We start from the raw sequence: 14,223 nt of genomic DNA, 5'->3' as shown, positions 1-14,223 counted from the left end.
TAGAGCCTTATCGGCCCTTACGGCTGCGCGGCTCTGTTTGCTCGGCCGCCTCCATCGGTACCTCTTCGGTTGCCACAGGCTCGGGTCCGGCACTCTCAAGTGGCTGGCTTCTCGGTGGTATGCTGACCGGTGCACCGGGCTCAGTGAGCATCAACTGCTCGCTCGCCAGCATGCTCTTCAGGTGAGGTGAATCTAGGTCGACTTCCAAGACCTCGATCGCTTGACGGGATTGCAGATATAAGGTTCTGCCGTCGGTCAAGAGTATTCCGACGGGTTGAAACAGCCTGTTCCTCACGATTGGCATGGCCGATATCCTTGTACGTTGATGGTTGATGAAAGCGTGCCCAGGTCATGATAAATACCGGTCGTCTGGTCCCGGCTACCTGCACGACCAGTGACCCACGGCGATGTGACTCTTCGAGAAACTTCATGGCGTCAATCCTCCCTTGCTATACACCCGCGTCACTTTTTCGACGACGCGCGTCACCGCCGTCACCCTTGCCGACGGCACGCGGACCGGGGATATTAGATAGGTCATCGACAGGCTGTATGCCTTGTTGGGAAACATGCCCCACAGACGGTTGGTGTCTTCCAGCGACAAGGTCGACGGCGTGATTCTGATCGTGTCGTTGCCGGCATCGACCAGCGCCTGTGGCAGCAGCGGCGGAGCCAGCACGGCACGGTCATGGAAGACGCGTATGATCGACTCCATGTGTCCGAGTGCGGTATCCGAATCCAGTGACAACGGTGTGAATAGGTAGAGCAGGTCCAGCGGCAGCGGTGGAGCCCGCAACCCGTCGACGCCGACCTCCTCCGGCTCGACATTGCGCAACGAGGCGTTGACCTCGATCTGGAACAGGAACATCGCGACTTTGGCCGAGGTCGGGGCATCGACTGGCGACTTCATGGTGATGTCGCCGTCCGCAAATCCGGCCTCGGCTTTGAGCAGTTCGATGATCGTCCGTCCGGTAGACGATATGATGGTGCCGATTGGGTTAGCCATTACTCGCCTTGATCAGTTCGTAGTAGGGTCCAAAGTCGGTGGCGGTGCACGGACAACCAAGTTTCTGGTATTCGCGGCGCGCGGCATGGATCAGGTGCCGCATTCCCACTTCCGCACCGTCGGCAGCCGCCAGGAACGCCGCACATACGGCGATATTTCGGATGTTGCCGCCCGGCACCTTGAAATGCCGGGCCAGATACGAAAAATCGACATCTACGCTTCGCGGTACCTCTTCAGGAAACAGCTCCTGCCACAGCTTGCTGCGGTGCGCCTCGTCAGGAAACGGAAAGTCGACGACGAAGTGCATGCGCCGCAAAAACGCTTCGTCGAGGTTGTTGCGCAGGTTAGTGGCGAGGATCACCAAGCCGTCATGCTCTTCCATTTTCTGCAGCAGATAGCCGGTTTCGATATTGGCATAGCGGTCGTGAGCGTCTTTGACTTCCGAACGTTTTCCGAACAAGGCGTCGGCCTCATCGAAGAATACGATAGCATTGCTGGATTGTGCATCGCGGAATACGCGGTCGAGGTTCTTCTCGGTCTCGCCGATATACTTGCTCACGATCTGGGACAGATCGATCTTGTAGAGGTCGACTTCGAGATCGTTGGCGATGACGTCGGCGGCCATGGTTTTCCCGGTTCCTGGCGGACCGTTGAACATGACATTCAGGCTGTTGCCCAACGCCAGCCGGCGCTCGAACCCCCACTCGCCGAGCACAATCTGTCTGTGATTGGCTTGATTACACAGTTCATGCAGTTGGCGCAAATGATCAGGCGGCAGGACCAGGTCATCCCAAGTGTAACGCGGGATTCGCCGTATCGCCGCGAATCCGACCTGCGGTGCGGCGTGAGCGCGACACGCCGCGGAGATGTCGTCGGGGGTAACGGTCCCACTCTCGGGATCGCGCCAATAGGCCATTCCCGTCGCTATATCGAGCACGTTACTGATCTCTTCTGCGTCAAACCGGTAGCGGCTCGCGATTTGGTCATAGTCGAGGCCCGACCGGATGCCACGCGCTTCAGCCTGCTCCTGCCACAGCGACAGACGAGCGTTGATGTCTGGTAATGGCAACTCAATCGGCAGATAGAGCAGGTCTTTTCTCAGTCCGCCGGGCAACCATGCGACGCGGCCGAGCAGGAAACTAAGTTGGGAGAAGTGCCGCAGCGCCGCGAATATGGAATCGCGCTGCGCGGCGGTTCGGTCGTGGTCCTGAACCCATATGTCAAAGTTGTCGAGGCACAAGGCGGCTGGCTGGAGCACGGCTTCGCGACCCACCAGCCAGAACAAGTCGGTTGCTGCCGGCCCGGCGGCGGCGAGTTTATCCATGTCCACGGTCAACAGGCTGAGAGAGAGCTCACGGCAGACGCAGTGGACTGTCGCGCGCGCTGTCGCCGTGTCGGGCCCATGCAAATGAAAGGCGACCGGCGCCGATGCGTCGCCGGCAGCAAGATGGTGTCGGATGAACGCTGTCATCCTGACCACACTTGACTGTGCACCGACCGCAGGCTGCACCACCTGCGAACGGGGTGTTTGCAGGCTGGCGTAAGGCACCAGACGATCATCGATACCCGAGATGTCCAACAGAAAGGCAGCGATACGCGGGTCGATGCGCAACGGGCTCAACAATTCTGGCGACGGACCAGCCGCTGCCTCGACCAGTTGCAGCAGCCGGTAGTGAAACAGCGGTGATTGGGAACGAAATGCTGCGCGCGCTGCGGCTCGGGTCTCGCGGTCCTCGCCGACCAACTCCAGCAGCAAAGCGACATTGGGGTGTCTGCCGGCCAGATTACCCTCTTGATCGCCGTATGACCTGCCATAGCGGGCATCCGCCTCAGGGGCAAAACAAGCTAGCAGCAGTTGCTCCTCGACGGGACTGAGACGAAACAACCGCGCAAGATGTGGCAATCCGAGAAACTGTCCACGCTCGGCGCTGTTCCTGCGCTGTAGATCGATGTGTCGGTCGAGCCTAGCCAGTTCGGCGAGCAGTGCCTGCTCATCGGAATCGCCTACGGGACGCTCCGCCGCTAAGCCGGCATGACAGCGCCGCAGTGAAGCGAGACTGATGCGGACATCAAGCCGACGTAGCTCATCAGCCAAGTGTTCTGAGCTCGTTGCATACCCGCAGTTGGACCCAAATTCACTACTGCGCGCTAGCAAAGCCAATTTACGTGATGCTTCAGGCATTGACTTCTCTCCGAACCGCTCTTTGAAGCAAGACCCACTACGAACCGTTACTGCCAAGTAACAATCCCCCGGCAGAGCGGGGGGCTGTCATGATACGGGCCGCTCAAAGCCACTGAAGTGACTCGTTAACACGACCACATCTTTCTTGCGCGACCTACAGATGGCAAATCGCCATCACTTGCTCAATTGATCCAGTCGCTTGTCGCTCTTCCCTAGTCCTACTGACTAACGTGCTACCCCATATCAGCGCGTAGGCACACGCTATACGTTGTGCCCCTCTAGCAGCTGTCGGACTACGCCACCGGCGGTGGCGTAGTGTTCGCAATGCGAAATAAAAAACAGCCTTGAAAGTCGTTTTCGAGGTCGTTTCTGCAAGAAGACGCAAGATTCCCACGGCTTCCCCTCACTGTGGACGCAATACGGCCATGCGCTTCAAATTCCACGCGAGGCAAACGAGCGTCCATTCGTTCGTGACATTGGCCAGTCCGCGCAGCAGGAACTGGCGAAAGCCCATGATCGACTTGATGATGCCGAAGACTGGTTCGACCGTCTGCTTGCGCAGGGCATAAGCGGCACGACCGGCGCGCGTTTTGAGCCGGTGCTTCATCGCTTCAACCGGCGTAGCGCCATCGACGAGTGCTTCGGGTTCGCTGAAACGTTCGCGCCAGTGCGGATGATGGTCGTCGCGCTTGACCGCGATCATCGGCTCGATCTTCGCATCGACGCAGGCTGCGACATTCTTCTCGCTGCAATAGCCGGTGTCGGCGAGCCAGGTCTGCGGCTGATTCAGTCCTTCCGGATTGGCCTGAACCTTCTTCAACATCGGCTTGACCTGCTCCTTGTCATTGGTGGCCTGGGTCACGTGGCTGGCAAGGATCAGCATCGATTCGGTATCGACAACCGCCTGGGCGTTGAAGCACTGTTCGAAGCCACCGCCCGCGACCGGCATGATTCGCGATTCTTCGTCGGTCAGGTTGATCTGGTCGTCGGTTTGGGGACCAGACTCGGGTGGCTGCGGCGGCTTGCCACCCGGCTTCTTGCCGGTCGCCTTCTCCTTGGCCTCCCGTTTCGCCATCTTGGCCTCATATTCGGCCTGTTCGCGCAGGAAACGTTCTGCTGCACGAGCTTCGATCTTGGCTTTCGCTGCGGCAATTGCCGCCAGCCGGTCTTCCCGGCGTTTGATCTCGTCGGGCAGCTTTACCCCATCCGGCAGCGACGACTGATCCGCCGCTTCGGCCAGCTTCAGCAATTCCTGCACCTCAGCCTTGAGTTGCGCCTCAATCTTCTCGGCATGGCCGTAGGAGAGCGCACTGTGCCGGCTGGCGTTGGCGTGGATCTTGGTTCCGTCCAGACTGACCGTGCCAAACTTGGAAATCTGGTTCTCCCGCGCGACCTGCAGCACCTGGACAAAGGCCAATTCGAATTCCTTGCCAAAACGCTTTCTGAAATTGGCCAGCGTATCGTGATCCGGATGCCGGTTGCAGGCGATATAGCGGAACGCCAGCGAGTCATACGTCGCCCGCTCAATCTTGCGGCTGGAGAAGGTCGCTGTGGCGTAACCGTAGATCAACAACGCCAGCAGCGTTGCCGGATGATAGGCATCGCTGCCCTTGCCGGCGTAGGCGCGTTCCAGCACCGACAGATCGAGCTGCTCGACCACGTCCACCTAGCCCGACCCGCACCCTGCCGACGTGGCAGAAAGTCCGTGTCTCGATCATGGGTGAAAGGCCATTGGCCGTCACTCCGAAAACACCTTACAGCTAAACACCCAGCCCAAGGCTAGCTGAAGGACGCGTCCGTCGAGATATTTTCTGCCCAGAGTATGTTGGGTAAACGGAATCGCGCTCTTGTGCTTATGCTGCAACCAACTGCTTGTCAGTGCTGTGTACTTCGCAAGTTCCCCGACTCCTAAGCGTGATTTCTTGCCAATTCACGGCTTGACGCTTCCCTGACTGACCCCTTGAATTGTCAAACTCCTCCTATACCCGACAGAGCCGAGGGATTTCCAGCCGAGAGATCTCCAATTCTTTGTTTCAATCTTTCGCAAAGCTCACACGCTAGTGTCACTACGACTTAATAATACACCTTAGCCTACAATTACTGGGGGGGGCAAGTTAGTGCAACATCCGTTCTGTAAATTCTTTGCCTGTTGGCTTTGCGCGGCTGTGCTGGCCGGAGCGATGAGGGCGCGTAGCGCCCGGAAGCGCGGAGGACGGGCAACAGCCGCGCGGCGAAACATTGATGCAGGCTACCTCCTGCAGGCGATTTCTTCGGGGCATTCTTACCCATTCCCACGAAAGAATCGACAGCAGGCACAACGCGTAGAACATCACCCTCTGATGCCGCTTTGCGGCGCTGCTAAACAACGGTCTGGATGGCGCCGGCGAAGCCTGCGTATCCTAGTCCACGAGGCCAGCCGGATTGAGCGCAACCATTTTCTCAATGCCCAACCCCCATGAACGTACCGTAGAGCGCTCTGATTACGCCAACGGCTTCAAGCCCAAAACGATGATGACCCGCGTCGGCGAACTGACCTTTGACGTCCCTCAGGTGCGCGGCGGTGGCTTCTATCCCAGCGCCCTGGAAAAGGGATCGCGGACCGAGCAGGCGCTCAATATCGCCTTGGCCGAAATGTATGTACAGGGTGTGTCGACCCGCAAGGTGATCACGGTCCTGCAAGCGCTGCTCGGGCCGGCGGTGTCGATTTCGTCGACGCAGGTGAGTCGCGCCGCCGAACAGCTGGATGCGGGTTTGGCCGTCTGGCGTGAGCGACCGCTCGATGAAACGCCTTATGTCTTTCTCGATGCGCGGTACGCCCCGAAGGAAGTCCTCTTGGGGGATGAGCGGGTGCGCGAGGGTGGCCAACTAGTCGATTGTGCCGTGCTGGTGGCGGTGGGCATCACGCACAGCGGTCATCGCCGGGTGCTCGGGGTTTCTGTTGCCTTGTCCGAGGCAGAGGTGCATTGGCGGGCTTTCCTGGATAGCCTGGTGCGGCGAGGACCTGGGGGGGCGCCAAGATGATCATCGCCGATGCACAGCCGGACTCAATGCGGCACGCCGCGCGACCCTGCCCAGCGTGCCTTGGCAACGTTGCCAGTTCCACCTGCAACAGAATGCACCGTCGTATGTCACACGTCTCGATCAGCGCAAACCCGTGGCACAGCGGATTCGGGTGATCTTCAATGCGCCGGATAAAAGCGAAGCGGAGCGCCTCTTGCGTCAGGCGATCGAGGGCTGGCGATTGAGTCCCTAAACTGCTGTAAATCGGGTGGCAGGTAGCCACCGCTTCGATTCGGTAAACTGACGTTGCGAGACGATCGATAACCGAAGGAGAGAAGCGATGACTGGGTATGAGGTTAGCGTAGGAACGGACTTGCTGCCAGGGCTTTTAAACGGGCAGGACGGGCTGGCGAAACTGGTGGAAGCGGTGCTCAATCAAGTACTGGAGGCGCAGGTGACGGAAACGCTGGGGGCGACGCGGCACGAGCGCACGGACGAACGGGCCGGCTATCGCAACGGCTACCGGCCACGCACCCTTTACACGCGGGTTGGGCCGGTGACGCTGCTGGTGCCGCAGACGCGGGACGGCAGCTTTTCGACGGACATCTTCAAGCGCTACCAGCGGAGCGAGCAGGCCTTCGTTATGGAGCTCATGGAAATGGTCGTGCACGGTGTCTCGAGGCGCACGGTCTAGGCGATGACCGAAGAGCTGCGCGGCGCCAGCTGCTCCAAATCGATGGTGAGCGCACTGTGCGCCGGACTGGAACTGCGGGTCAGCGCGTTCAACGAACGGCGGCTGGACGGCGAGTATCCCTTCGTGCTGGTCGATGCCCCGTTCATCAAGAGTCGGCAAGAAGATCGTGTAGTTTCGCGTGCCGTGCTGACCGTCTCAGGCATCCGCGCCGATGGCTTCCGGGAGATTCTGGGCGTGCGGATCGGCGACACCGAGAGCTTCGCCACCTGGGACGAGACCTTCCGCTGGCTCAGAGGGCGCGGCCTCAAGGGCACGCAGTTCATCATCTCGGACGACCACGGCGGCCTGCGTGAAGCGGCAGCGCGGCACTTTCAGGGGGCCAGCTGGCAACGCTGTCAGGCATCTGATGCGCAAATATTCTGGGCCAATGCAACACCCGCCACCGCGCCGAGGTGGCAATTTCGCCGTCAAGCCTTGTGCTGCAGGCGCCCGATTTGGTCGAGGGCCAAGCGCCGCCTGGCGGAATTCACCGAGCGCTTCGCCAAGAGCGCCCCCAAAGCGGTGGCCTGCCTCGAAGCAGGATTCGAGGATGCCATGGCGGTAATGGTCTTGCCCGAGAAGTATCGCAAGCGGCTACGCACAACGAACATGCAGGAGCGGCTCAACGAGGAAATTCGCCGGCGGGAGCGCGTGATCCGCATCTTCCCCAACGACGAGTCAGCCTTGCGCCTGATCGGCGCCTGCTGGCCGAACAGAACGAGGCTTGGCAGGAAACGGAAGTACTCCTCGGACATGGATGAATCTTGAGTGGGCGGCTTCCGCGCAGCTAGCGAGGGCAACAACGTTGTTGCTCCTCGCTAGTGTGAAACCATTCGTCATTCATCGGATCGAAGAGTATTTACAGCAGATTTTGGACTTGACTTTTCCTTTGGCAGCCCCTCCGGGTCCATCTACCGGCATAAGGCGGTATTTTTCGCCACTTTCAGCATCAACATACTTGTAATCGCGAGCGATGATTTCTTCGGTATACGGCTCGTAAGGCGGCAGCCAAACCCTTGTCTTAGATTTTCCATAGAAATAAATACTCTCAGTCACTCGGCCATAGTGCGTAGCGCCTTGACCGCTATCACTGTGGGCATGTGATCTTTTCCAAGCGATTTCATTCACAAGGTTTTCTTTCCCAAAAACTTCATCCATAACGATCTTCACGTAATGCCCGACATGCCAGTCAAGGTGCACGTAGATCGACCCGGTATCGGCCAGCAACTCGCGCATCAGAATCAGCCGGGGGGTGATCATCGCCAGATAGGAGGCCGTGCCATCGGCCCAGGTGTCGGAATAGGCAAACTGTTCGATGACGTTGGGTTTCTGTTCCAGTTCAACGCCGGGCAAGCTGACTTTGGTGCGGTAGTCGGCCTTGAATCGAACGGCGGGTCGATGTAAAATAAGGTCGACCTTGTCGCGCAGGCTGGAGGTCTTTTCGTCGCCGGCCAGTAGCGCCGCCATTGCCAGCAGGTTGTCGCCGTAGATCAGGCGGTTGGTCCACGGAGTGGCGTCTTCCAGCGAGGGTTGCACTTCGCCGAATAGGCCGGGCTGCACGCTAGTCAGCCGTTCCCGCCGTTCGTTGGTGGCAATCCAGTTTGTCGCGGCGCTGTCCTTGGCTGGCAATACCCATTCCCGGTTTGCAGACCGACGCGGTGACGGCTTTCCAGACTTTCGAGGATTTTTTCGGCTTGTTGCCGGCCTTTTGTGACGATGTCCGGGAGTTGTTCGAGCAATGACTTCGCCATTGATTCTTTGCGTTCAATCTAAAATTGAATAATTAATTCAATTTTAGATTGAAGTAGGTTCAATTCGGTACTGAACGGAAGATTTAACTTCCGCGCATGGATGAGAAAGCCGAATTTGCCGAACGCTTGAAGCAAACCATGCTCGCTGCTGGCTATGAGCCACGGCCTTCAGTGATCGAGCGCGAGTTCAATCAGCGGTACTGGGGACGTTCGATTTCCTTCCAGGCCGCGAGGCAATGGTTGCTTCGGCAAGGCCGTACCGCAGCAAGACAAGCTTCAGATCCTCGCCGACTGGCTCAAGATCGAGCCGCAAATTCTGCGCTTCGGCGGCGAAGCGATCCGCTCGGTTCAGGAAAAGAAAAGCGCTGGGAAGAAGCCGTCACCGGACCTGAGCGCGAGGTACTGAGGCCTTCGTCAACCCGCCGGCGCCGCAGAAGCTGGTGGCGCGCGAGGTGATCCTCGCGCTGGCCAAGGTCGGTAGCCGAAGCAGATCAAGCGCCGCAACATTTCTTGTATTTCTTGCCCGGAGCCGCAAGGGCATGGTTCGTTACGGCCAACCTTGGGCGTTGCTCGGTTACGGCCGCTATTGCTTGCGCGGACTCGCCGGCTAGCGGGGTCTGGCTGGCAAGTCATGGAAGCGATCCGAGAAGCAATGCCACGATTGCATGTCGCCAATCGCATCGGGCACGTAAGGCTGCTTGGAGGAAAGGAAACTGTCGAGGCGTTCGGCCAGGGGGCGCTCCAGTTCGCTGGCATACCAGGCGATGCTGGCAACTTGCGGATCCAGGACGCCAGCATTCCACCATCTCTGAATCGTCGGCAGGTGCACCGGTGTTCCGATGTTCGCGAGCGCGCCGGCCAGGGCATCCATGAGCAATTCGTCGCTCCGCGTATTCACCGTCGCGGGTTGTTCGCTGATCCAGAGCATTGTCTGGTCGCCCCGCGCACACAACCATTCAAGTAGTTGCTCGGCCGGGGAATCGCCGGCAATTACGCGGCTGACGAGGGCGCTAACCATCATATGGCGCGCCCATTCGTAATGTTGGCGATTTTCGATGAAGTCACGTATCAGGCTTTCATCGTCACAGACTGCGGCAACGCAGCAGTGAAAGGATTCGGTCAGGTGATCGCCAAGGGCTTCGTCCAGGGCGGACTCGGGGAGCGCGGCAATGCGCAGCAGCGGCCGCAAGGCTCGGGTCTCCTTCTCTGGGCCAGCAGATGCATGGCGTGCAGATGAAACACCGACTCGGCCATTTCTGTCCGGTCGCCGGATATCCGCTCCAGTTCGGCTATCAGGCGCTCATAATGTTCGCCATCGTTCAGCACTCGCTCGCGCGGCCAGAACCGGGTAGCCGCGGCGCGGGTCGCGGAATGAATTCAGTATGTCTTCCCAGTTCAAGGTCTGTCCTTTCGGCGTGGGGCGTCGGTGTGGTTGGCCATGTTTGCGATCAAACCGCCAAGCGATACGGCAATTCTATTGGATTTCGGCTTTATGCGATGGGCGAGGCGTACATGCTAGAATCGCTGCTTCGCTGCTTTGCTGCAGTGCGCAACCACACCCATCGCGATGATCTCTGGCCTACTCAGAAAAAGTTTTCGGCAGCCGCAACGACCGGCTGATTAAGCAATACGCTCAGACTGTCAAGCGCATCAATGCTTTTGAGCCAGTCATCGAAGCACTGAGCGACGAGCAATTGCGTGCCACACGGACGAGTTCCGCCAGCGCCACGCCAACGGCGAATCGCCTGATGACCTGATGCCAGAGGCGTTCGCCGTTGTCCGTGAGAAGCCGGCAGGCGCGAACTTGGAATGCGTCATTTCGACATGCAGTTGGTAGGCGGCATGGTCCTGCATTACGGCAAGATCGCCGAAATGCGTACCGGCGAGGGCAAGACGCTGGTCGCCACGCTTGCCCGCCTACCCCAATGCCATTTCCGGCAAGGGCGTTCATGTCATCACGGTCAACGACTACCCGGCCAGCCGCGATCAGAGTGGATGGGCCGTCTCCACCGCTTCTTGTGCCTGAGTGTCGGCGTCAATCTCTCGCAGATGGACCACGAGGCCGAAGCAGGCGGCCCATGCGGCTAGATATCACCTACGGCACCAACAACGAGTTCGGCTTCGACTACCTGCGCGACAACATGGTTTATACGGCTGATCAGCGCGTGCAGCGCGGGCTGAATTTCGCCATTGTCGACGAGGTGGATTCGATCCCGATCGACGAGGCGCGGACGCCACTGGATCATTTCTGCCAGGCCGAGGACCATACCGACCTGTATTTGCGCATGAAGGATGTGGTGCCCAAATTGACCGCGCCATGCCGAGGAAAACGAGTGAGGGTGATTACTGGTACGAGAAGGGCCATCGGGTTCATCTCGGGGAAAGTGGACATGAGCGCGCCGAGCAGCTTCTGCTCGAGCACGGCATGTTAGTAAGGGAAGGCCGCAGCCTGTCAGACGCGGCGAACATCCTGGTTTGATGCATCACCCTGAATGCCGCTCTGCGTGCGCCGACCCTGTTCCAGAAGGATCAGCAATATGTCGTGCAGAACGGCGAAGTGGTCATCGTTGACGAATTTACCGGCCGTTTGATGGCCGGCCGGCGCTGGTCCGACGGTCTGCACCAGGCGTATGCGGCCAGGGAGGCGGTGCAGATCCAGGAAGCCGAGAACCAGACGCTGGCGTCGATAACCTTCCAGAATTATTTCCGCATGTACGGCAGGTTGTCAGGGCATGACGGCAAAGCCGATAACGAGGCCTACGAATTCTAGCAGATCTACGGCCTCGAAAAACCGTGGTCATCCCGACGCACCGGCCGATGGTGCGCAAGGATATGAATGACCTGGTGTACAAGACGGCCCAGGAAAAATATGCGGCGATCATCGTCGATATCAAGGATTGTCGGCGCGGGGCCAGCCGGTGCTGGTTGGCACGACCTCGATCGAAACTCCGAACTGCTCTCCAGCCTCCTCGACAACGAAAGCTTGCGGCATTCGGTGCTCAACGCCACAGCACGCCCGCGAAGCCGAAATCGTCAATGAGGCCGGTCGACCGGGGCAGATCACGATTGCCACCAACATGGCTGGTCGCGGAACCGACATCGTGCTCGGTGGCAGCATCGAGAAGGCCGTGGTCGGTCGTCAAGCACGACGAATCACGGCGCGGCTGAGCGCGAAGCGACGATGGCCCGGATGCGCGAGGAGTGGCAGAAGCCGCACAACCAGGTGCTGGCGGCCGGCGGTCTCATATCATTGGTTCCGAGCGTCACGAATCGCGCCGCATCGACAACCAGCTGCGCGGCCGCGCCGGGCGCCAGGGTGACGCCGGTTCATCGCGCTTCTACCTGTCGCTCGACGATCCGTTGCTGCGCATCTTTGCCGGCGAGCGCTTGCGCGCCATCATGGACAAGCTGAAGATGCCGGAAGGCGAAGCGATCGAGCATCCACTCGTTACCCGCTCGCTGGAATCCGCACAGCGCAAGGTTGAGGCGCGCAACTTCGATATTCGCGAGCAGTTGCTGGAATATGACGACGTATCCAATGATCAGCGCAAGGTGATCGACCAGCAGCGCAACGAACTGCTGGAAACCGACGATATTTCCGAAAACCCGCAACGGCGATGCGGCAAAGCGCCATCCCTGACGATTTTTCGGGCCCATGTTCCGCCGATCGGTGGAGGAACAGTGGGACATGACCGGGGTTGAGCGGGTACTGCCTCCGACCTGCAGATGGCCGCTCCGGTGGCCGAGTGGTTCAAGAACGAGCCGACGTTGTCCGACAAGGAAATTCTGGCCCGTATCACCGAGGGGGCCGATAGTACCTACCAGGCCAAGGTCGACATGGTCGGGCGAAAGTTTCCACCAGTTTGAACGCAATGTGATGCTGCAGAGCCTGGATGCGCATTGGCGCTGAACATCTGGCGGCGCTCGATCACCTGCGCCAGGGCATTCACCTGCGCGGCTATGCCCAGAAGAATCCCAAGCAGGAGTATAAGCGCGAGGCATTGAACTGTTCGAGGCGTTGCTCGACCGGGTGCGCAAGGAGGTTACCCGCGTCGTGTTCACCGTGCAGATCCGTTCGCAGGAAGATGTTGAGGAAACGGTTCCGCACGCTGACGTTACAACGTGCAGATACCAGCATGCCAGTTACGACGAGGAGCCGGACGGGAGCGGTGACGAGGCGCCGGCGTTGTTACCGGCCCAGGCCGGCCTGAAGGTGGGGCGCAAACGACCCCGTCCATGCGGCAGCGGAAAGAAATACAAACACTGCCACGGAAAACTTTCCTCGACCCCGCGAGGCACCCGTGAGGTGCCTGATGTTTTTGAGCCAAGGAATGCCCGCGTCAATTAGCGCCCCCCCCTGACGCCGGATCAACCATACTTCCGGTGGCGCCGGTGTCCGGCCCGGTGCCGCCGAGGCCGGGATCCGCAAGAAAGACCGGCGTGATCTGACACTTGGCTGCCCTCGACCCAGATGTAACGGTGGCCGGTGTAGTTTCACCCAGAACCGCTTCTGGGCGGCATCGGAAAGTGCACTCTGTGCTACGACCATCTGGCGGGTGGCAGGGAAATCGGCGCGCTGGATCATCAATACTGGCATCGCCAATGCCGGTACTGGCGAGCCAGGGCGTCAGGCGGCGCGCAGGCCACCGGTGAGGCGGTCGGCGCTCTGCTTGGCGTTGGCCGCTGATCAGGTGCTTCCGTTCTCGACCGGCGTGATTCTCGAACAAACGCTTCCGGTCGACCGCATCAAGGCCGGCTTGCCGGCGGCCCAGGCCGATCTCGAGGCCGACCACTGGCGATGCCGCCGCGCACGCCATCATAGACGACCGACACCGTCGCTAAGGTTGCTTCGCGGACTGTTGCGGTCAACGGCAAAAAGTCACTATTTCCGGCATGTCCATGGTGCCGGTGATGATCCGGGTCCGAACATGGCGACCATGCTTGGATTCGTCGTTACTGACGCCGGCATCGCGCAGGCCATGCTTGACCGACTGGTCAGGGAGGCCGCTGACCACTCGTTCAACTGCATCACCGTCGACGGCGATACCTCGACCAACGACTCCTTCATCCTGATCGCCAGCGGCCGGTCGGGAGCCATGTTTGGCCGCGGAGGGAGTCCTGATGCCGGCTGGTCGAGGTCGGGCGGCGATTGGTCGTTGTGGCGCTCGAACTGGCGCAGGCCATCGTCCGCGATGGCGAGGGCGCCACCAAGTTTATTACGGTCGCCATCGAAGGCGGCAAGACCAGCGAGAATGCCGCCAGGTCGGCTCCGCGATCGGCCATTCGCCGCTGGTCAAGACCGCCTTCTTCGCTTCTGACCCGAACCCTCGGCGCGCATTCGCCGCCATCGGCTATGCCGGCATCCCAGATCTCGGTTTGTCGATGGCGTCAGGGTCTGGCTTGACGACGCTTTGGTCGCCGAGAACGGCGGGCGGGGCTGAGGCTTACCAGGAGGAGGATGGTACCGGGCTCATGAACAGAAGGGAAATCAGCCGATCCGGCGTCGATCTCGGACGGGACACGCCAGCGCGCCAAGGTTTACACCAGCGATTTT

7 protein-coding genes and 5 pseudogenes are annotated in these 14,223 nt (G+C 59.8%); 7 read left to right on the top strand and 5 right to left on the bottom strand.

The window, feature by feature from the left end:
- Window positions 1–427: 427 nt before the first annotated feature.
- The 3 genes from IPP03_22990 to IPP03_22980 all read right to left on the bottom strand — a co-directional run bounded on the left by IPP03_22990 (window position 428) and on the right by IPP03_22980 (window position 4,851).
- The gene (locus IPP03_22990; GenBank protein ID MBL0355338.1) at window positions 428–1,003 is read right to left on the bottom strand and encodes a DUF4255 domain-containing protein; all 576 of its coding nucleotides are present in this window, start codon (window positions 1,001–1,003) and stop codon (window positions 428–430) included.
- Complete coding sequence (locus tag IPP03_22985; protein MBL0355337.1) at window positions 996–3,242, bottom strand: ATP-binding protein; 2,247 nt, start codon at window positions 3,240–3,242, stop codon at window positions 996–998. The genes IPP03_22990 and IPP03_22985 overlap by 8 nt, the downstream gene beginning before the upstream one ends.
- A gap of 346 nt (window positions 3,243–3,588) precedes the next feature.
- Window positions 3,589–4,851 (bottom strand): transposase, encoded by a 1,263-nt coding sequence (locus IPP03_22980; protein ID MBL0355336.1) that lies wholly within the window; start codon window positions 4,849–4,851, stop codon window positions 3,589–3,591.
- A 598-nt stretch (window positions 4,852–5,449) separates the two neighbouring features.
- Between IPP03_22980 and IPP03_22975 the strand changes: the two are divergent.
- The 3 genes and pseudogenes from IPP03_22975 to IPP03_22965 all read left to right on the top strand — a co-directional run bounded on the left by IPP03_22975 (window position 5,450) and on the right by IPP03_22965 (window position 7,686).
- Window positions 5,450–6,414 (top strand): annotated as a pseudogene (locus tag IPP03_22975) (transposase).
- Between the two features lie 144 nt (window positions 6,415–6,558).
- On the top strand, window positions 6,559–6,879 hold the full coding sequence (locus IPP03_22970) for a transposase (protein MBL0355335.1): 321 nt from the start codon (window positions 6,559–6,561) through the stop codon (window positions 6,877–6,879).
- A 3-nt stretch (window positions 6,880–6,882) separates the two neighbouring features.
- A complete protein-coding gene (locus IPP03_22965; protein MBL0355334.1) occupies window positions 6,883–7,686 on the top strand; it encodes a transposase in 804 nt (267 codons plus the stop codon).
- 72 nt (window positions 7,687–7,758) lie between these two features.
- On the opposite strand, the pseudogene IPP03_22960 reads toward IPP03_22965, so the two are convergent.
- Window positions 7,759–8,669: pseudogene (locus tag IPP03_22960) on the bottom strand (site-specific DNA-methyltransferase).
- Window positions 8,670–8,765: 96 nt separating this feature from the next.
- Here IPP03_22960 and IPP03_22955 point away from each other — a divergent pair.
- Window positions 8,766–9,154, top strand: a pseudogene (locus tag IPP03_22955) (transcriptional regulator).
- Window positions 9,155–9,276: 122 nt separating this feature from the next.
- Here IPP03_22955 and IPP03_22950 read toward each other — a convergent pair.
- Window positions 9,277–9,858 carry a DUF1186 domain-containing protein gene (locus IPP03_22950; GenBank protein MBL0355333.1) on the bottom strand — a complete coding sequence of 194 codons (582 nt, stop codon included), beginning with the start codon at window positions 9,856–9,858 and terminating at the stop codon, window positions 9,277–9,279.
- A 44-nt stretch (window positions 9,859–9,902) separates the two neighbouring features.
- Between IPP03_22950 and IPP03_22945 the strand changes: the two genes are divergently transcribed.
- From IPP03_22945 to IPP03_22935, 3 genes and pseudogenes are all read left to right on the top strand, one after another.
- Window positions 9,903–10,289 carry a hypothetical protein gene (locus IPP03_22945; GenBank protein ID MBL0355332.1) on the top strand — a complete coding sequence of 129 codons (387 nt, stop codon included), beginning with the start codon at window positions 9,903–9,905 and terminating at the stop codon, window positions 10,287–10,289.
- Window positions 10,286–13,017, top strand: a pseudogene (gene secA / locus IPP03_22940) (preprotein translocase subunit SecA). The gene IPP03_22945 and the pseudogene secA overlap by 4 nt, the downstream one beginning before the upstream one ends.
- A 19-nt stretch (window positions 13,018–13,036) precedes the next feature.
- A pseudogene (locus IPP03_22935) lies at window positions 13,037–14,223 on the top strand (bifunctional ornithine acetyltransferase/N-acetylglutamate synthase).

Source organism: Candidatus Dechloromonas phosphoritropha, assembly GCA_016722705.1.
Taxonomy (GTDB): Bacteria; Pseudomonadota; Gammaproteobacteria; order Burkholderiales; family Rhodocyclaceae; genus Azonexus; species Azonexus phosphoritrophus.
Note: the sequence above shows the minus strand (reverse complement) of the source record. Positions and strands in the feature narration are given on the sequence as shown.